17 protein-coding genes, 4 tRNA genes and 1 pseudogene are annotated in these 17,360 nt (G+C 68.5%); 9 read left to right on the forward strand and 13 right to left on the reverse strand.

Features of this window, described 5'->3' with window-relative positions:
- Positions 1 to 46: 46 nt before the first annotated feature.
- From AC5Y4C_RS06380 to AC5Y4C_RS06395, 4 genes are all read right to left on the reverse strand, one after another.
- A complete protein-coding gene (locus AC5Y4C_RS06380; protein ID WP_499964312.1) occupies positions 47 to 583 on the reverse strand; it encodes a DUF6636 domain-containing protein in 537 nt (178 codons plus the stop codon).
- 213 nt (positions 584 to 796) lie between these two features.
- Positions 797 to 871: transfer RNA gene (locus tag AC5Y4C_RS06385), tRNA-Val, on the reverse strand.
- Positions 872 to 879: 8 nt separating this feature from the next.
- Positions 880 to 950, reverse strand: a tRNA-Cys gene (locus tag AC5Y4C_RS06390).
- Between the two features lie 27 nt (positions 951 to 977).
- Positions 978 to 1,050 (reverse strand) — tRNA-Gly (locus tag AC5Y4C_RS06395).
- Positions 1,051 to 1,224: 174 nt separating this feature from the next.
- On the opposite strand from AC5Y4C_RS06395, the gene AC5Y4C_RS06400 reads away from it, so the two are divergent.
- Together AC5Y4C_RS06400 and AC5Y4C_RS06405 are read left to right on the forward strand one after the other, a co-directional pair.
- Positions 1,225 to 1,299 (forward strand) — tRNA-Val (locus AC5Y4C_RS06400).
- Positions 1,300 to 1,448: 149 nt separating this feature from the next.
- Positions 1,449 to 2,621: a hypothetical protein gene (locus AC5Y4C_RS06405; protein WP_499964314.1), complete on the forward strand. Its 1,173-nt coding sequence runs from the start codon at positions 1,449 to 1,451 to the stop codon at positions 2,619 to 2,621.
- 21 nt (positions 2,622 to 2,642) lie between these two features.
- Here the strand turns inward: AC5Y4C_RS06405 and AC5Y4C_RS06410 are convergent, their stop codons facing one another.
- The 4 genes and pseudogenes from AC5Y4C_RS06410 to AC5Y4C_RS06425 all read right to left on the reverse strand — a co-directional run bounded on the left by AC5Y4C_RS06410 (position 2,643) and on the right by AC5Y4C_RS06425 (position 4,184).
- Positions 2,643 to 3,305 carry an 8-oxoguanine DNA glycosylase OGG fold protein gene (locus AC5Y4C_RS06410; protein ID WP_499964315.1) on the reverse strand — a complete coding sequence of 221 codons (663 nt, stop codon included), beginning with the start codon at positions 3,303 to 3,305 and terminating at the stop codon, positions 2,643 to 2,645.
- Positions 3,302 to 3,589, reverse strand: a pseudogene (locus tag AC5Y4C_RS06415) (tyrosine-type recombinase/integrase); the annotation flags it as partial. The pseudogene AC5Y4C_RS06415 and the gene AC5Y4C_RS06410, both read right to left, overlap by 4 nt.
- Before the next feature lie 209 nt (positions 3,590 to 3,798).
- Positions 3,799 to 3,975 carry a hypothetical protein gene (locus AC5Y4C_RS06420; protein ID WP_499964316.1) on the reverse strand — a complete coding sequence of 59 codons (177 nt, stop codon included), beginning with the start codon at positions 3,973 to 3,975 and terminating at the stop codon, positions 3,799 to 3,801.
- Positions 3,972 to 4,184, reverse strand: coding sequence for a hypothetical protein (locus AC5Y4C_RS06425; protein WP_499964317.1), 213 nt, complete (start codon positions 4,182 to 4,184; stop codon positions 3,972 to 3,974). The genes AC5Y4C_RS06420 and AC5Y4C_RS06425 overlap by 4 nt, the downstream gene beginning before the upstream one ends.
- A gap of 93 nt (positions 4,185 to 4,277) precedes the next feature.
- Between AC5Y4C_RS06425 and AC5Y4C_RS06430 the strand changes: the two genes are divergently transcribed.
- The 3 genes from AC5Y4C_RS06430 to AC5Y4C_RS06440 all read left to right on the forward strand — a co-directional run bounded on the left by AC5Y4C_RS06430 (position 4,278) and on the right by AC5Y4C_RS06440 (position 9,824).
- Positions 4,278 to 5,582 carry a lipase family protein gene (locus tag AC5Y4C_RS06430; protein WP_499964319.1) on the forward strand — a complete coding sequence of 435 codons (1,305 nt, stop codon included), beginning with the start codon at positions 4,278 to 4,280 and terminating at the stop codon, positions 5,580 to 5,582.
- A gap of 4 nt (positions 5,583 to 5,586) precedes the next feature.
- A complete protein-coding gene (locus tag AC5Y4C_RS06435; protein WP_499964321.1) occupies positions 5,587 to 6,777 on the forward strand; it encodes an acyl-CoA dehydrogenase family protein in 1,191 nt (396 codons plus the stop codon).
- Positions 6,778 to 7,121: 344 nt separating this feature from the next.
- Positions 7,122 to 9,824: a hypothetical protein gene (locus AC5Y4C_RS06440; protein ID WP_499964323.1), complete on the forward strand. Its 2,703-nt coding sequence runs from the start codon at positions 7,122 to 7,124 to the stop codon at positions 9,822 to 9,824.
- 4 nt (positions 9,825 to 9,828) lie between these two features.
- Here the strand turns inward: AC5Y4C_RS06440 and AC5Y4C_RS06445 are convergent, their stop codons facing one another.
- The 5 genes from AC5Y4C_RS06445 to AC5Y4C_RS06465 are packed head-to-tail and all read right to left on the reverse strand — an operon-like array spanning position 9,829 to position 14,795.
- Positions 9,829 to 11,646: a serine/threonine protein kinase PknE gene (locus AC5Y4C_RS06445; RefSeq protein ID WP_499964325.1), complete on the reverse strand. Its 1,818-nt coding sequence runs from the start codon at positions 11,644 to 11,646 to the stop codon at positions 9,829 to 9,831.
- A 20-nt stretch (positions 11,647 to 11,666) separates the two neighbouring features.
- Positions 11,667 to 12,584, reverse strand: coding sequence for a DMT family transporter (locus AC5Y4C_RS06450; RefSeq protein ID WP_499964327.1), 918 nt, complete (start codon positions 12,582 to 12,584; stop codon positions 11,667 to 11,669).
- A 39-nt stretch (positions 12,585 to 12,623) separates the two neighbouring features.
- The gene (locus AC5Y4C_RS06455) at positions 12,624 to 13,331 is read right to left on the reverse strand and encodes a GAF and ANTAR domain-containing protein (RefSeq protein WP_499948767.1); all 708 of its coding nucleotides are present in this window, start codon (positions 13,329 to 13,331) and stop codon (positions 12,624 to 12,626) included.
- Between the two features lie 45 nt (positions 13,332 to 13,376).
- Positions 13,377 to 13,874, reverse strand: a complete 498-nt coding sequence (locus AC5Y4C_RS06460) for a DUF1990 domain-containing protein (protein ID WP_499964328.1) — start codon at positions 13,872 to 13,874, stop codon at positions 13,377 to 13,379.
- Positions 13,875 to 14,795 carry a TIGR03619 family F420-dependent LLM class oxidoreductase gene (locus AC5Y4C_RS06465; RefSeq protein WP_499912420.1) on the reverse strand — a complete coding sequence of 307 codons (921 nt, stop codon included), beginning with the start codon at positions 14,793 to 14,795 and terminating at the stop codon, positions 13,875 to 13,877.
- A 53-nt stretch (positions 14,796 to 14,848) separates the two neighbouring features.
- Between AC5Y4C_RS06465 and AC5Y4C_RS06470 the strand changes: the two genes are divergently transcribed.
- Genes AC5Y4C_RS06470 through AC5Y4C_RS06485 form a run of 4 tightly spaced genes read left to right on the forward strand, consistent with a single transcriptional unit; the run spans position 14,849 to position 17,341 of the window.
- Positions 14,849 to 15,715: an aldo/keto reductase gene (locus tag AC5Y4C_RS06470; protein WP_499964330.1), complete on the forward strand. Its 867-nt coding sequence runs from the start codon at positions 14,849 to 14,851 to the stop codon at positions 15,713 to 15,715.
- Positions 15,716 to 15,728: 13 nt separating this feature from the next.
- A complete protein-coding gene (locus AC5Y4C_RS06475; protein WP_499912416.1) occupies positions 15,729 to 16,304 on the forward strand; it encodes a carboxymuconolactone decarboxylase family protein in 576 nt (191 codons plus the stop codon).
- 12 nt (positions 16,305 to 16,316) lie between these two features.
- Positions 16,317 to 16,940 (forward strand): PaaI family thioesterase, encoded by a 624-nt coding sequence (locus AC5Y4C_RS06480; protein WP_499964331.1) that lies wholly within the window; start codon positions 16,317 to 16,319, stop codon positions 16,938 to 16,940.
- Positions 16,937 to 17,341: a TIGR02611 family protein gene (locus AC5Y4C_RS06485; RefSeq protein WP_499912412.1), complete on the forward strand. Its 405-nt coding sequence runs from the start codon at positions 16,937 to 16,939 to the stop codon at positions 17,339 to 17,341. Before AC5Y4C_RS06480 ends, AC5Y4C_RS06485 begins: the two co-directional genes overlap by 4 nt.
- Positions 17,342 to 17,360 lie beyond the last annotated feature (19 nt).

A 17,360-nucleotide genomic window follows, 5' to 3' on the forward strand; every position in this document is an offset into this window, starting at 1 on the left:
GCGGCCGGGACCGACTAGATTCCAACTTCACGGTCGGGCGCGCTGCTCACCCGAGGTCGTAGTTGTCGCGGGAGATCCGGAAAAAGCGCCCTGTACTGGTGTCGGTGCATCTCATGGCCGACGGCTCGCTGGCACAGGTGATGGCGCCGAGTGACATGGTTTCGCCGTAGTTCAGTGGCGGCAACGGCGGGTCGACGAGCACACCGCCGACACAGTCGAGGTGCGGCGGCCTGCCCTCATACATCGAGATCTGACTGCCCCAGCCGCCTAGGAAGCAGGTGCTCGGCCGTCCGTCAGGCCCGACATATTGGCGCGGCGGCATGGCGTAGGTGGGATCTTGAACCTGGCACGTGGCTTCTCCCTTGCCGTAGTCGGCCGGATCGAAGTTGCTGTGGTTGCGTTGCATGACGCACCAGACGTCGCCCGACGGCGACTGGAACTTGAGGTCGTTCGAGAAGTCGTCGTCGGCGCCGGCGGTTGCAGACAAGGTGGTGGCAGCGAGCGTCCCGGAGGCGAGCAAGGCCAGGGCGAGCTTGTTTCTTTGCTTCAGGGAGATCCGCTGGTGCGCGAGCCGCTTCTTCATGTCGGCGTCCTTTCGATGGACCATGCTGCCGCAGATCTACCGAAGTTGTACCGCGTCAATCGGCCGTGCGTCCTGGTTCTGAGCAGCAATGGGTGAGGCAGAGGCCCAGACGACTGGGCCGACCGTCAGCGAACGCGCGTATGCCGAGTCGTCAGGTGCTATTGAGGCTCTGATGAAGCGCGGAGAATTGCGTATTCGGGCCTGCAACAATCCTGGTGCGCGGTACTGGGATTGAACCAGCGACCTCTTCCGTGTCAGGGAAGCGCTCTCCCGCTGAGCTAACCGCGCCGGGGTAGAGGTGGAGACGGGAATCGAACCCGTGTGCACGGCTTTGCAGGCCGTTGCCTCACCACTCGGCCACTCCACCGCTGGGTTTGATGCGACTGCACCTTCGAGCGGATGACGGGATTCGAACCCGCGACCCTCACCTTGGCAAGGTGATGCGCTACCAACTGCGCTACATCCGCGCGCCACGGACGAGAACGTCGCCACGTGCGAACCGAAACGATAGTCCACCCCAGTATGGCCGCACAAATTCCTCGGCCGCACCTCAGACCAGCCCTCTGCTCGGCGTATTCTGGCCGAAACTGTCGCCCGTGCTAGTGTTCGACGTCGTTCGCCGGGTCATGGTCCGGGTGCGCGGTCTCGTAGCTCAGCGGGAGAGCGTCCGCCTCACACGCGGAAGGTCACTGGTTCGATCCCAGTCGGGACCACCAGTCAGAGTTTGTTTTTGCCCGGCCCGGGCTATAATCGGGCCACAACGGGCCCTGTATGCCGGTATATCAAAGGCACTTCGTCGCTTTCACGCTTGTGCCGGTCGCGAGCAAGCCCGGTCTTGTCGGCCGCCATTCCTAGACTCCGGCTCATGGGCAAATACCGAGGCGGACCGAAGCCGTGGGAGAAAAACGACCCGAAAGGGCGGCGGCTGGACCCCGCCCAATACCCGGAACTGAACGCCGTGTTCTATACGGCCAACCCGGCGGAGTTCGTCAAGATGCGCATTGAGCTGCTTTCGCTGATGGCGTGCAGCGACGACCTGCTTACACCGCCGTACGCGTCTAGCCGGACGATCGGGGCGGCGCGGTTCGATCCGACGACGCCGCCGACGACAGATGCCAGGCAGCGCTATGTCCGCATGGAGGCGGTGATGATTGCAAACCACGCCTCCGAAGCGCTGCTGCGTTTGTTCTTCGCCCACGTGGAGCATCCTGAATGTCCTTGGTTGGGAATGTCGGCCTCAAATGACTTCACTGAGTACAAGGCCAAGGTGGCCGCCGCGCTGGATCAGGGATTCGACCGTAAGCAGATCGCTACCGTGTTTCTGGGCGGCGTCAACCGCGTTGATGCCTGTATCAAGCTCACCGACGCCGAGTTCGACGACGCCATTGACGCCTTGGCGATGCTGTTGGCTGACTGCGCGAACAGGGTCCTCGACGACGCTTTCGTGTACAACGCGGTCAAGCACGGGCTGAGCGCGGTCGCCATCCACGACGACGAGGCAAAGCTCGCCTGGCAGCCGATGGACGGCGAGCCGGTCATCTTGCACGAAGGGCCTGTCCACGTCTATCTGCACAAGAAGGCGTCCCCCGACGCGGCTAAGACAGAAGCGCACTGGTGGCTGACGATAGAGGATTCCAACCCGGGGCGGGAGCTGTCCGTGTCGGTGCTCATCACTAAGGCGCTCGACTCGCTGTGGGACGTCGCGCGTCGTCGGTATCTAGGCGAGAGCGGAACCATCAACTACATCAGCAAGGCGGCGGTCGAGATGGCGGTCTACGCCACCACGATGGAGGCGATGAACTTGCTTAAGCGCGCCACCCATGAACTGATCAAACTCAAACCGGACGGCACCGTTGACGGCACCGACCACCACGTCTCTGGCTACCAAATTCCCCCGTCGTGGTCGATGGAGGGAGCAGCTACCGCCGTGACGATTCGTCAGGTCAGTCTCCCTGTCCGCCAACGGGATCGGCAGTTGTACTCGACCAGCCAGCGGGCCTACTTGCCAATCACGCCACGCGGATCTCAACGGGGGTAACTACCGGCCCGGACGCTTCGGTTAGTCCGCCGCACCACCTTCCTCGTTGAAGAGTTCCGCCTCCACCGCCGCCGGGTCGGCGGGGTTCTTTTCGTGGCAATAGGTCAGATACCGGCGGTAAAGGGCGCTAGGCCAATCGGCGTTGCCAGCCCGAGGGCCGAACACTCCGCGATTGCGTAGCGCCGTGGCAACCCGCCTGTCGAGAATGAGCGGACGAAGCTCCGCACTCGGGGCGTGGTAGCCGGTGAAGAAGAGGTACTTGGTGAAGTACGCCGGACCCATGTACTTCGTTTGATTGGGGCCACCCGCCAGCATCGACTCATAGGCCGCGACCGGACCGTCGTGGGCGAGGATCAACGCTGCGCGGCGCAGGTTGTCCTCCACGGTGTCGGCGTTCGCCGTGAAGGCGCGGACCAGTCGTCCGATGGACATGCGAGCTGTGAAGCCGACGCCCCACACGTAGGCGGCGACGGCGGTGTGCAGCTCGCGGTGCTCGGATTCGGTGGCCGCGATGTCGAACACGCCGCTGCGCGATATCCAGCGGTAACCGCCAGCGTCGGGTTCGGCTTGGTCAAGCTGCGACGGCCAGAAGTGCGCCAGGTCGCCCGTGAAATAGCGTGTCCACCACGCCGACCGATACTTCGCCCAATTGTCGTATGGCTGACCGTCCCCCGCGTTCGTCATGGACGGCAGTATGCATCACCACGCCGACACCACGCCGACGTCGGCGCGCCCTCCAGCGGAGACGACACGGCCGCAAGCGCCGACAGCCGCTCAGCCAGGGCATCAGCCCTGCCCGCTGCCACATGCTGGTAGCGCATCGCGGTCGCGCTGGTGGTGTGGCCCAGCCGGTCCATCACCTCGCGGGTCGTGGCACCGGCCAGCGCCGCCATCACGCCGCCGAAGTGCCGCAGATCGTGGAAGTGCAAGTCGTCGCGCCCGATGGCCTCCCGGGCGGCGAAGAACGGCGTGCGGAACCGGCCCCCGTGTAGAGGCCCCCAGTCACCGGATCAGGGAACAGCAACGCCGACTTCGGCGGCCCGACATTGGCGCTGAGATGCCCGAGCAGTAACGGACGCAGGTGGGTCGCCACGGTCCACCGTGCGGCCGCTCTCGCGCGTCTTGAGCGGGCCTGAGGCGAACGCGCGCCCGGTACGAACCACGCCCTTGTTCACGGTCACCGTGGAGCCGACGGCGGCAACGTTGCCCCGGGGCAGCGCGAAACCTCACCGCGCCGCAGCCCGCACCACCCGGCCAGCAACACCACCAGGCCCAGCGGGTCGGGCATGGCGTCGGCCAGCGCCGTCAGCTCGCCCGGCTCCAGCAGCACCACCGCCCGCTTCGTCTGCTTCACTGTGGAAGCCCCTTGATGCGGGCGGGGGAGCGGTCGATCAGGCCGTCATCGACGGCGGTGTTCAGCATGGCCGTCACCACGCCATAGGCGCGCGCGTTGGAGGTCTCGCGCTCGGTGCCCAGGTCCGCGAACCACCGCCTGATGTCTTCCGGCGTGATCTCGGTCAGGCCAGATCGCCCAGGCCCGGCAAGATGTGGTGATCGCAGCACTAGCCAACCTGAGCAGACCCGAATCTCGTTGAGAGTCAACCAGTTCGGCCAGTTCCACCGGCCCTATCCAGCGCCTGAGGCAACATAGGCACGATGACTGCATCGCCGCGGCAAGCCCCAGCGGGATATGTCCAGCCGATCGGCACGTCCCGTCCCGTCATCGCGGTGCCGCAACCCAAAGACGATCCGTTCTACTCCTACACCGGTGACGTACCGCTGCCCGACATCGCACCGGGAACCGTGCTGAAAACCCGCACCTTTCCGTATCACGTCCTGGGCTTACCGACCCTGCTGCAAACCACCCAGCTGCTCTACCGGTCGACCAGCCAGACCCGCACGCCGACGGTGAATGTCACCTCAGTGATCCGGCCGCTGATCGAGTTCGGCGAGACAAGAGTGGTCTCCTATCAATCCGCTTACGACTCGCTGAACCAGAACGACGAGCCGTCCTATGCGATCTCCGGTGGCTTCACCCTCGGCGGCCTGGTGCCCAGCGTCGAAGCCACTGTCTTCGGACCCCTGCTCGCGCAGGGCTACACCGTCGTCATCCCCGACACCGAGGGACAACGAGCCGACTTCGCGGCGGGCCCCGAGTACGGGATGAACACGCTGGACTCCATTCGTGCCACGTTCAAGTCGCCAGCCGTCGGATTGCCCACAAACGCGCGCGTCGGGATGCTCGGCTACTCGGGCGGGGCGATCGCCACCGAATGGGCCGCCGAGCTGGCACCCACCTACGCGCCTGACGCCAACGCCCGTCTGATCGGCGCTGCCATCGGCGGCGTGCTCGTCCACCCCGCGCACAACCTGCACTACGTGGAAGGCACCAGCTTCTGGGCCGGCGTCATGCCAATGGCGCTTGTCGGCATCGCCCGTGCCTTCGGTATCGACTTCGGTCCGTATCTAACACCGTTGGGCATCAAGGTCTTTCAGGAGATGACGTCCGCGTCGATCGTCAACGTGTTGCGTCATTACCCAGGCCTGAAGTGGGCGGACTTGGTCAGCCACGAGTACCCGACTCCAGAGAGCATGCCGCTGTACGTCGAACACGCGAACAAGCTGATCATGGGCACCGGTGGCACGCCGACGATCCCGCGGTTCATCGGCCAGGGCGCCAATGGAGCGCTGGAACACACCCCGGGTGACAAACCCGGCATCGGTGAGGGTGACGGCGTGATGATCGCCGGCGACGTGCGCACGCTAGCGCGCAATTACTGCGCGGCGCACACCAAGGTCTATTACGAGCAGTACGACGCTCTCAGCCACATCTGGAGCGTCCCGGTCTGGCTGCACAACGCGATCGCCTGGCTGAAGGACCGCTTCGCGGGGCTGCCGGCACCGGAGAACTGTTCGTCGATAGCGCCCGGAAACCCGCTCGACCCGATTCCGATGCCGTAGACGGATGAACGAAAGGAACGACGTCGTGGCCGACATTCGCGTGGTCGATCGTGTCCGCGGGATGCGCGAGCTGGTGCGGTCTGAGGCTGCCGAATCCGAGCGATTGCGCACACTGTCCCCGGCGATCGTCGACGCGATGTGGTCCAGTGGGCTGCTGACTGCCTTCAACCCCGCGCCGGCCGGCGGTGTCGAGCCTTCCTTCGCCGAGATGATCGAGACGTGGATCGAAATGGCTTGGCAGGACGGGTCTTTCGGCTGGATCGGCATAGCGAACCTGCCGTCTGCGTTCGCCGCCGCGACCTATCTCCCCGATGACGGCTTCGCGGAGGTGTTCACCGCCAACGGAAACCGCGTCGCCCTTGGCGGCCAGTTCTTTCCCAACGGACAGGGGATCGTCGTCGACGGCGGCTACCGCATCAGCGGCGCATGGAACTTCGGATCCGGCACCGGACATTCGGCATACATCGCCGCCGGTTTCATTCCGATGGATGACGGCCAGCCGCGATGGGCGAGCGAGGGTGTTCCCGAGCTTCTGGTGGCCTATGTGCCTCGCGACGAGATCACCTTCACCGACGGGTGGCACGTGCAAGGCCTCAAAGGCACCGGCTCCTACGACTACAACGCGCAGGACGTCTTCGTGCCGGAGCACAGGACGATGCCGTTGTTCACGCGCGAGCCGTGCCGAGGCTCAGCCCCGGCCAGCCGGATGGGGCTGATGTCGGTCACCGCCGCCGGTCACGCGTCGTGGGCGCTGGGCGTGGCCAAGAGCATGCTCGACGACGTCGAGGAACTCGCCGCCACCAAGGTGCGGATGAGCGACATGGCCACCTTGGCTAGTCGCCCGACGTTCCAGAAGGGGCTCGCGCACCACGTTGCGGCGTGGCGCGCCGCGCGTCTGCTGGTTCTCGACGCGTTCACTGCAGCCGAGGCGGCGGTTGCCGCCGGTAGCGAGCTGACGTCTCGGATGCGGGCCGACATGCGGGTCGCCGCCGTTTACGCGACGGACACCGCGCGGGCCTGTGTGGAATGGGCTCATCTGGCCGCGGGCACCACAGCGATCCGCGAGGGCAGCCGCCTCGAGCGCGCCTTCCGCGACATGTACACCGGCACTCAACATGCGTTCATCAGCGAAAAGGTCGCAATCGACGCCGCGCAGATCTGGCTAGGGATCAACGAAGACCAGTACGGGTTGTGACCGGAACTGTTGTCGCGCACGAAACGCGTTGTGCCTCAGGCACTTTCGACAGGTAGCACGTCGCCGGAGGCGCTGACGCTGACGGCCCGACGCTAGCCGGTTGCCGCGCGACCGACACGTGCGGTCACCGTTGCGCCTCTCCTTTGCATCGTTTCCATAAAACCAATTGTCGCTCCGGCTAATTGGGCAGCGCCGCGTTACGTTCGGCCGCGAGCAAAGACGGCGACAAGGGAATCTGGGGAGACATGTCACGGACCACAAATCGCATGGCGATGATCGCCTGTGCGACGACGGGAGCTTATTGGGCGATTCTGGCCCTGTGCCCTCAGTCGACGGCGAGCCCGATGACGTTTACGACTCCGGGCGTGCCGTGCGTCGCATTGCTGCAAGACCTTGCTGCCTCGCCGGCCAACCTGCCGCAGGCGGTCAAGAATGGGCCGCCGGCCATACCGGGGGTGTTCAGCCCTGCACCCGCGCCGGGAGCTGCGGGGCTCCCGGCCGCGCCTGCGACCGCGCCTCTCGCGGCGAGCGCCGCGGACGTCCTGCCGCCGGCCGCGGCACCCTTGCCGCCGGTGCCGGCGGCCGCGCCGCTGTCCCCGGCTGCGGCTGCCGTGCCCCCAGCGGGCCTCGTCGAAGGCTTGCCACCGGGCCAAGCCGCGGTGGCGACGCCACCAGCCGCCGCTGCCACGCCCCCCGCCGCAGCGGCGGTGCCCGGTGCGCCGGCCGAAGCCGCCGCCGCGACACCGCCGGCCGCGGTGGTCAACAACGTCCCACCGGCGGCCGCCACCGCTCCGGCACCGCCCGCGGCGGCCAGCGTCCCGGCGCCGCCGGCAGCTGCCGCGACTCCGCCGGCCGAGGCCGCAGTCAGCACCCCGCCCGCGGCCGTCGTCGACAGTGCACCCCCGGCTGCCGCTGCCGTGCCGGGTGCGCCCGCCGCAGCGGCGGCCCCACCCGCCGAAGTTGCGGTCACCGCACCGCCCGCGGCAGCGCTCGAGGCCGCACCACCGGCCGCTGCGGCCGTTCCGGGAGCGCCGGCAGCAGCCGCTGCTCCCGGCGTCCCGGCCGTCGGGGCCGTCCCGCCCGCAGGTGTCGTCGGTGCCATTCCGCCGATGGAAATTCCTATCCCGGGCGCTCCTGCGGCCGCCGCCGCGCCGGTAACTCCAGCCGCTGCGGCGGTTCCGCCCGCCGAGGCCGCCGCCGCCGTACCTCCGGCAGCGGCGGCCGTGCCGGCGCCGCCGGCTGCTGCTGCCGCGCCCGTCACGCCGGCCGCTGCGGCAGTTCCGCCCGGTGAGGCCGCTACTGCCACGCCACCAGCGGCCGGCGTCGAGAGCGCACCGCCGGCTGCTGCCGCGGTCCCGGCTCCTCCCGCCGCCGCTGCGGTTCCACCGGGAGGAGCCGTCGCGGCTACTCCGCCCGCCGCTGCAGCTGTGCCGGCACCACCGGCCGAGGCCGCTGTCCCGGCTCCACCAGCTGCGGCCGCGGTGCCCGCGCCGCCGGCCGCAGAAGCCGCGCCACTAGCACCCGCCGCGGCGGCGGCTCCGCCTGCCGAAGCCGCCGCAGCGACACCTCCTGCCGATGCCGCCGCGGTGTCACCGCAGTCTGACGTCGTTTCTGCGCCGACCGAAGGGCCGTCGGCAGGTGGCCCGGGTGTCGGCGCGGCGCCGGGTGCTGCTGGTCAAGGTGCGTCAGCAGCGGGCGAGGAGGCGTCACGAGCGGCAGCTGCCGCGACTCCGCCCGTGGAGGGGGCCGCTGCGGCCCCGCCCGCGGGAATCGTCGACGCCGGTCCGCCCGCGCCGGCCGCCGCTCCGCTGACCCCTGCCGCCGCGGCCCTTCCACCGGCTCCAGTGGGGTTGCCGGCGCCGCCAGGAGCTGCGGCATTGCCCGCGCCTCCGGGCGCTGCTGCATTGCCCGCCCCGCCGGGCGCTGCTGCAGTTCCGGCGCCGCCGGTCCCGGTGGCCGCTCCGCCCGCGGCGGCAGCGGTACCTGTTCCTCCCGCCGAGGCTGCGGTTCCCGCACCTCCGGCCGCCGCGGCTGTTCCAGCGCCACCGGCGACCGCTGCGGTCCCGGGCGCACCGGCCGCGGCCGCGACACCCCCTGTCCCGGCGGCCGCCGCCACTCCGCCAGCAGCCGTCGTCGCACCCGCTCCTCCTGCGGCCGCCGCCGCACCGGGCCTGCCCGCGTCGGTGACCACCCCGCCGATCCCGATCGTGGCCGGCGCTCCGCCCGTCCCGATCGTCGCCGGGACGCCGCCTGTGCCGGCCGCCGCACCAGGGGCTCCCGCGGCCGTCGCCGCCCCGATGGTCCCGGCCGCGGCGGCGGTGCCGCCAGCCAGCGCGGTCGCCGCCACGCCGCCTGGCGCAGCGGCTGTCCCGCCCGTGCCCGCGGCTGCCGGCACTCCGCCGGTTCCCGCCGCCGCAGCGGTCCCGCCCGCGCCGGCTGCGGTGAACGTTCCGCCAGCGGTCGCAGGAATTCCGGCGGCACCGATCCCGAGCGTCATGGAAGCGCTTCCGCCGCAGGTCAACGCGGTGCCGGTGGCGCCGCCGGCCAGCGTGGCGGAGACCCTTCTCCAGACGCTGCACGACTCGGGGCCTCAACTCGCCAGCATCCCGGGGACCGCCGTCAGCTCCGTCGCGACCGCCGCGCAGGAGCTCGGGCCCGGCGCCCCCGCGGCTGCGATCACCCCGGAAGCTGGTGTGGTGGAGGCGGCTCCGCCCGCGGCGGCCGCTGCCCCGTTGTTCCCGGCCGCTGCTCCGTTGTTCCCGGGCGCGGCGGCAGCGCCGCCGGCCAACGGCGTGGCAGGGCTGCTGCTGCCCACGGCAGCCACCACACCCTCCGCCATCCCGGGCACGACCGGTGCCATGCCGTCGCCACAGCTGAACTGGTCGACGTTGTCGAACCTGCCGACGTTCCCGCAGCTGTTGCCTCAGCAGTTGGCGATGCCGCACGACCTCGTCTGTGAAGGCACCGCCTGGCCGGCAACCGTCAACTCGGCGCTGCCCATCGGGGCGGGCCTGCCGCTGCTCACGCCAGGACGCCCGGCGCACTGAGCGGCTAACCCAGACTGTCCAGCCACGACGAATCGGAGGTGTCCAGGCGGGTCGTACCGTCGAAGACCTGCGGCGTACCCGGCTCTGACATCAGCCTCTGAAGCGTGTCGTAAGCATTGTCGGCCTTGGCTTTTGCCGCACCGAGGTTCTGGCCGGAGGTGATGCAATCGCTGACATCTCCGGACGCGCCCAGTGATTGGGCCAGCTGCGCGAGCTTCGAGTCGGACGGATCGGTGGATCCGTTCTCCTTCGGCTGGAAGTCGCTGGCGAACAACCGGGCGTAGAAGTCGGTGTAGAGCTTCGGGTCGTTCGCCGATGCGACGCACAGCGACGCTGCCAACGCCCGGGTGGAGTAGTCACGACTCGGCGACGCGTCGTCGAGGAAGTTCAGCAGGTGATAGTGGACGGTGACCTTCTTGTCGTCGATCGCGGTCCGCAGGTCGTCCGCATATGACCTGACGAACTCGCCGCACGCGGGACAGATCGGTTCGTTGAAGACGTCGAGCGTCTTCGGCGTGTTGGGCGCGCCGACGGACACACTGTCGTCGAGCACTTGCAGCTCGACGGCATTGGCGGGCAGGTTGGGCGATCGCGTCAGCCACAGCACCAGGCCCGCGACCAGTATCACGACACCGATCACTGCCGCCGCGGCCGCCAGCACCCACTTGGTGTGGCTGCGCCTCGGTGGCGGGGCCGCCGGCTGCCCCCAAAACTGTTGCGGCACAGCCGGTTGCGGCCCGGTCCACATCGTAGGCGGCTGGGCCGGCCACTGCGGCACGCCCGGATACGGCGGTGGCGGCGCGGCGAAGTGCGGGGGAGGTGTGGCGAAGTGCGGTGGCGGGGTGGCGACCTGTGGGGGAGGGGTGGCGACCTGTGGGGGAGGCGTGGACGCGCTCGACGGAGGTGTCAGCCTGTCGGTGGCTTGCGGGATCTGCGGCAGCGTCGTCACCTGGCTGCGCTGCAAGATGTCGGACGCGCGGTCTTGATCGGGTGCACTCAGAGCGTGATGCGCGGCCAACGCAAGGTCGCTCGCTGTGGAGTAGCGATCGGCAGGATTTTTTGCCATGCCGCGAGCGATCACGTCGTCCAGGCCCGACGGAATCCCGGGCCGTACCGCGCTGGGCCGGGGGATGGGCGCGGTGAGATGTGCGGACATCAGCGCAGGACCCGTGCCGGGATACGGCGGCGACCCGACCAGCGACTCGTACAGCAGGCAAGCCAGGGCGTAGATGTCGGCGCGCGGCGTCACGTCGGCCGCGGTGAACCTTTCGGGTGCCATGTACAGCCACGTCCCGATCGTGGCGCCCAGCTGGGTGAGCTTCTCGTCCGTGGTGGCACTGGCAATGCCGAAGTCGACCAGGTACGCGAAGTCGTCGCCGGTCAACAGGATGTTGGCGGGCTTGACGTCACGATGCATCACCCCGGCGGAGTGTGCTGCGTCCAGCGCTGAGGCGATCTGGCGGATGATCGCCACCGCACGCGGCGGCGCCAGCGGGCCGAACCGGCTCAGCAGCGAGCCCAGATCGGTGCCTTCGATCAGACGCATGTCCACGAACAGCTGCCCGTCGATTTCGCCGAAGTCGTGGATCGGCACCACATGCGGCTCCTGCAGCCGGCCCGCGATGCGGGCTTCGCGCTGCATCCGCTTGCGGAACACCGGATCAGCGGAGAACGCCCTCGACATCAGCTTCAACGCCACCCGGCGTTCGCGAACGGTGTCCTCGGCCTCGTACACCTCACCCATGCCGCCGCGGCCCAACAGCCTGATCAGCCGGTACGGGCCGAATTGCGTGCCTGCGCGCGACTCCTCGGTGCCGCTCACCTGCAAATCATGGCAGATTGTTACCGCGACGCGGGGCGCGACGACGAGCCCACCCGATGCGTCAGCTCGGCCTCCAGCTGCTCTTCATAAGCGCCTTCGTCGCGGCCCAGCGCGATCGTCGCCGCCGCCATCGCGCCGACCGCGATCGGCAGCGCCACGGTTTCATACCCCGAGACGCTCAGGTGCTCGTTGAGCACCAGCGCGCCCAGCAGCACGGCGACCACCGGCTCCAGCACCAGCATCGTCGGCACCGACAGCTGCAGCGCGCCGGCGTGAAACGCCGACTGCTGCAGCAGCATGGCCGTAACACCAAGGGTCACAAGCAAATACAACGGCGGCAACCTCAGCAGGGCCTGTGGGCCGTCTTCGGCCAGCTCGAACATCACCAGCTTGGTCAGCACCGCGATCACGCCGAACAGCGCACCTACCGCGACCCCTAGCAGCACGGCGCGTCGTCGCCCGGCCGAGCGCGCTCCCACCACCACACACAGCACGACGATCGGTGCGATCACCGCGGTGGCCACCGACCACGCCAATTCCTGGCCGCGGTAAAGACCCGGTCGCGGACGGGCCATCACCACGAACAGCGCCAGCGCCACCGTCAGTACCACGGCCCACGCCCATTCGGTGGGTGTGACGCGGCGGCTGGCCAGCCGTGCCGATAGCGGCAGCGCGAACAACAGCGACGACACCAGCAGCGGCTGAACCACCAGAAGCGAACCGTGAGCCAGTGCCGCCGCCTGGCACAGATAGCCGGCCACCGCCACCGCGGTGCCAATCCACCACAACCGCTTGCGCAGCAGCGTCTTGACCATGGTGGTGCTGATGCCCTGGTCGTCAGGCACCTCCAACGTGGCGCGCTGCCGGACCACGATTCCGATCGCCATGCAGATAGCGGCCAGGAGCGCGAACAGCACCACCAGCCCCTGAGCCATCAAAGCCTTTCCCCCGTGTGAAACCGCCCGAGGGTATCCACGCTAACTTGCCGTCGGGCGTGACTTCTCGACGAGTTCGACGGCGATGCGGGCCAACGGCACATTGGAGTCCTGCGACAGCTTGCGCAACATCTCGAACGCCTGGACCGGTCCGATCCCGTAGCGCTCCATGATCATGCCCTTGGCCTGCCCGATGACGTCCCGGCTGGCCAAGGCTTGGCGGAATTGCTCGTCGCGGCGGGCCGAGTTCCACGCCACGGCCGAGTGCGTGGCGAAGATCAGGCCCACCTCTTCACTTTCGTCGTTGAATGCGTGAGGTTCCTCCGCGTAGACGTTCAGGGCGCCCATCGACTGGTCGGCGATGAACAGCTGAAACGCCATGATCGACCGGATCGGAGTCTCGGCCAGCGCGTCCCTGCGGTAGCGCGGCCAGCGGAAGTCCTCCTGCAGATCGGCGATGTGGAACGTCTGCTTCTCCCAGGCCGAGGCCAGACACGGCCCCTCCTGGTGACGCTGCTGGATCTGGTCGAGCACAACGGCATAGCGGTGGGTGGCCGCCGGGGTGTCCACCCGCTTGCGGTTGGTGGTGACGGTGACGCCGGCGTACTTTGCGCCGGGAATCTCTGCCGCCGCGTGCTCGGCCAGCTCGGCGATCACGGTGTCGGAGTCGGCTTCGGGCCGGTCGTGGAGCGCGCGGACGATTTCCGCGATGCGGCGGTACGCGCTGTGGGCCTCGAGCGGCTCGCTCACGGCGTCAACCGTACGCGGCGGGATGCAACACCGGAGGCCATTGCGTCACACTGCCGCGAGGTAGCGCTTGGTGACGATGCGCTGCACAAGTGACGTGACCGGTCCGGCTGCCTTGCTCCACCACGTCGCGTGCCGGGAGAACGCCACCACCTCGGCGTACACGGCACCGTCGGTCGGATCGAATCGCACCGCGAACAGCTCCTCGCCTGACTCGGGGTGCCCGGCCAGCGTCCCGTACGCGAACCCGCGGCGGTTCTCGTCGTCAAGCACGTACACCACCCGGCACGGTGCTCGCACGGGTCCGAGCCGGACCGCCACCACCGAACCGACGTCAGCGATCTCGGTGCTGGGCGTCACGCGCGCCCCGGCGCCGCGCAGCATCCCCCACCGCATCACCTTGGCCGCCGCCTCCTCGAACCGCTGCCGGCCGGTGCCGATCCGCGCGGACTCGCTGACGTGCCGATAGCCCTCGGGCAGTCGGCCGCGGGTGGCGCCTACATCGGGGTAGGTGAAGGGCAGCGCGCGCAGCCGGGCCAGGTCCATTCACGGAACTTTAGGCTTGATCTCCTCGATCACCCATTGCGCGTAGTCGAGGTAGGCGTCGACGTCGCGCACTGGTGGGATAGGCACGCTCGTCATCGTGACGCCCAGACTCGCGAACCAGCCGAGCCGGTCGATGATCTCCGGTGCGGTCATGCCGGGTTGCTGGGTCGGGTCGTCGACGACGACGTGGCCCTCGCCGACCAGAGACGTCCCCAGCCCGTACACCACCTCGAACGGTCCGCCGGAAAAGGTCGGCTGCGACTTGAGGTAGTGCAGCTTCGCGGGGATCTGCGCCGGTGGGGTCAGAAAGGGAAACCAGCCGGTGGCGAAACGGGCTGCCCGGCGCAGTGCGGCCGGTGCGTCACCGCCGATCCAGACCGGAATATGCGGCTGCTGCAACGGCTTTGGTGCGAACGCGACCTCTTTGAATGAGACGTACTCGCCCTCGAAGCTCGGCGAATCGCTGGTCCACAACTCGATGATCGCGGCGAGGTACTCGTCTGCCATGCGTCCGCGTTCGTGGAACGTCACCCCGAGCATCCGGAACTCCTCGGCGTCCCAGCCCACACCGAACGCGACGCTGATCCGGCCGCCGCTGAGCCAGTCGGCAGTCGCCAGCGCTTTGGCCATGACGATCGGATGTTGCAGTGGCAGCAGCGTGACGGCCGAACCGATCTGGATGCGGCGCGTGACACCGGCGAAGAATGCCTGAGCGACCGTCGAGTGGAAGTAGTGCGGCCCCGACAGTTCGACGTGGGCCTGCGGTACCACGAAATGCTCTGGGACCACGATCATCTCGTAGCCGAGTTCTTCGGCTCGCCGGGCCACGGCGGCCTGATCCGCGCCCGTGACGCTGTACTCCCACGGCTGTGTCAGCGCTTTGAGCTCGATCGTGTGGGGCAGCGGCAGCGCGAATTTCATGGTTACCATCATCGGTTTCGCTGGCGTTTCGCGAGGGGCGTACGGTCGAGAAAGTGACCACAGACACTGTCGCTCAAGCATCTGGAACGTTCACTCTCGGCGGCGACCTGACCGTCAACCGCCTCGGCTTCGGCGCCATGCGCCTGACGGGCAAAGGCGTATGGGGGCCGCCCGATGACCGCGACGAATGCATCAGGGTACTGCGCCGGGCGGTCGACCTGGGCGTCAACTTCATCGATACGGCCGACTCGTACGGTCCGCACGTCTCCGAGGAGCTGATCCGCGAGGCCTTGCACCCGTATCCCGACGGTCTGGTCATCGCCACCAAAGCGGGTCTGGTACGCCCCGGGCCTGACGACTGGCGTCCGCTCGGCTTCCCCGCATATCTGCGCCAGGAGTGCGAGACGAGTCTGCGCCGGCTGGCCGTGGAGACCATCGACCTGTTCCAGCTGCATCGCATCGACCCGAAGTTCCCGCTCGAAGAGCAACTCGGCGAACTGGCCGCCCTGCAGCAGGAAGGGAAAGTCCGCCACATCGGCCTTTCCGAGGTCGATGTCGAGCAGCTCAACGCGGCGCGGCGAGTGGCGACGGTGGTGTCGGTGCAGAACATGTACAACCTGACCGCCCGTACCGCCGAACCCGTGCTGGAGGTCTGCGAGGCCGAGGGCATGGGCTTCATCCCGTGGTTTCCGCTGGCCGCTGGTCCGCTGGCCGCCACCGACGGGCCGCTGCAGCGCATCGCCGCCGACCATCACGCCACCCCCTCACAGCTGGCGCTGGCATGGCTTTTGAAACGATCGCCGGTGATGCTGCCCATCCCCGGCACGTCGAAGGTCGCGCATCTCGAGGAGAACGTCGCCGCCGCCCGAATCACGTTGAGCGACGAGGAATTCGACGCGCTCAGCAGCATCGCTGACTGACGGGTGTGACGCGGTGACCGAATCGCGAGTACCACGCCTGTCGGTCGAGGAGGCCAAGGCCGCCGCCGATGAGGCCGGCGTGCCGGACTACATGGCCGAGCTGTCGATCTTCCAGGTGCTGCTGAACCATCCCCGGCTGGCCCGCACCCTCAACGACCTGCTGGCCACCATGCTCTGGCACGGCTGCCTCGACACGCGGCTGCGCGAACTGGCGATCATGCGTATCGGCTGGCTCACCGCGTCCGACTACGAGTGGACGCAGCACTGGCGCGTCGCCTCGCGGCTCGGCGTCTCGGCCGACGACCTCGTCGGTGTACGAAACTGGGCGTCGCACAAGGGGTTTGGGCCTGTGGAGCGGGCGGTGCTCGCAGCCGTCGACGACGTGGTACGCGACGGTGCGGTCAGCGCGGACAGCTGGTCGGGCTGCGAACGCGAGCTCGGCGGTGATCCCGCGGTGCTCGTCGAACTGGTCACGGCCATCGCGGCATGGCGCATGGTCGCCTCGATCCTGCAGAGCCTCGCTGTTCCGCTGGAAGACGACGTGGGCAGCTGGCCCCCGGACGGACAGGGCCCTGCAACGCTCGGATAGTAGCGTGACCGCGTGGCCACTGGAGTCGACGAGCACCCCGGCGGCGGGTTCAACCCGCCGGTTCCCACCACCAAAGGCGGCCCGGACTACGGCCGGTTCATCGACGCCGTCCGCGATCTCCAGGACCACGCGAAGGCGGCCGACGCGCCCGACGACGTCATCACCCGCGCGGCCGAACTGATCGAAAACGTCAACGCACTGCTGGCCCCGTACTGGGCCGACGAATGGTCGTCGCCGTCGGGCCGTCGGCTCGACCTGCCGAGCCGCGGCAACGTCCTGCAGATACCGGCAGAACTCGAGAAGACCGACGACGGACGCGTGCGCGGCACCGCACGGTTCCGCCGGTTCCATCTGGGCCGCAACGGCGCCGCCCACGGTGGGGCGATCGCGATGCTGTTCGACTCGCTGCTGGGCTACACCGCCGCCAAGCTCACCCGCAGCCCGTACCAGCGCACCGCGTTCTTGCACGTCAACTACCGCCAAATCGTCCCCGTGGAGAAGCAACTGCACGTCGACGCCGGAATCGAACGGGTCGACGGACGGAAGATTTTCGTCGAAGGGCAGCTGACCGACGGTGACACGGTGCTCGCCGACGGCGAGGCGCTGTTCGTTCGGCTGCGACCGGGGCAGCCATGAAGCACAAGCTCGCGCGCGGCCGCGAGAGACTGCGGCAACGCCCGGCCGCGGACTTCCTCTACCGGAGCGGCGTCGCCGTCGTCGGCGTGGCAGTGCTCGCGGTCGGGGTGCTTGCGATTCCCTATCCCGGCCCGGGCTGGGCGATCGTGTTCCTGGGTCTCGGTGTGTTGGCCACCGAATTCGTGTGGGCGCGGCGGGTCCTGACGTTCGCGCGGGACCGCTACAACACCGTGATGGAGTGGTTCCGCCGGCAAGGACTGTGGGTGCGGGCCGTCGGCGTGGCCGTCACCACCGCGGTGGTGCTGGCGACGCTGTGGCTTGTCGGCGCAATCGGCTGGGCGGCGGCGCTGCTGGGCATCGAATCGGAGCTGTTGCGCAGCCCGATCGGCGTGGGGGCGTAACTGCGCCCACGGATAGCAT

Source organism: Mycobacterium sp. NGS35 (assembly GCF_059812855.1).

Excerpts from the sequence above, each read along its gene's own strand:
- AC5Y4C_RS06430 (WP_499964319.1), top strand. The coding sequence starts at position 4,278 with ATGACTGCATCGCCGCGGCAAGCCCCAGCGGGATATGTCCAGCCGATC.
- AC5Y4C_RS06435 (WP_499964321.1), top strand. The coding sequence starts at position 5,587 with ATGAACGAAAGGAACGACGTCGTGGCCGACATTCGCGTGGTCGATCGT.
- AC5Y4C_RS06460 (WP_499964328.1), bottom strand. The coding sequence starts at position 13,874 with ATGGACCTGGCCCGGCTGCGCGCGCTGCCCTTCACCTACCCCGATGTA.
- AC5Y4C_RS06440 (WP_499964323.1), top strand. The coding sequence starts at position 7,122 with ATGACGTTTACGACTCCGGGCGTGCCGTGCGTCGCATTGCTGCAAGAC.
- AC5Y4C_RS06405 (WP_499964314.1), top strand. The coding sequence starts at position 1,449 with ATGGGCAAATACCGAGGCGGACCGAAGCCGTGGGAGAAAAACGACCCG.
- AC5Y4C_RS06465 (WP_499912420.1), bottom strand. The coding sequence starts at position 14,795 with ATGAAATTCGCGCTGCCGCTGCCCCACACGATCGAGCTCAAAGCGCTG.
- AC5Y4C_RS06410 (WP_499964315.1), bottom strand. The coding sequence starts at position 3,305 with ATGACGAACGCGGGGGACGGTCAGCCATACGACAATTGGGCGAAGTAT.
- AC5Y4C_RS06485 (WP_499912412.1), top strand. The coding sequence starts at position 16,937 with ATGAAGCACAAGCTCGCGCGCGGCCGCGAGAGACTGCGGCAACGCCCG.
- AC5Y4C_RS06380 (WP_499964312.1), bottom strand. The coding sequence starts at position 583 with ATGAAGAAGCGGCTCGCGCACCAGCGGATCTCCCTGAAGCAAAGAAAC.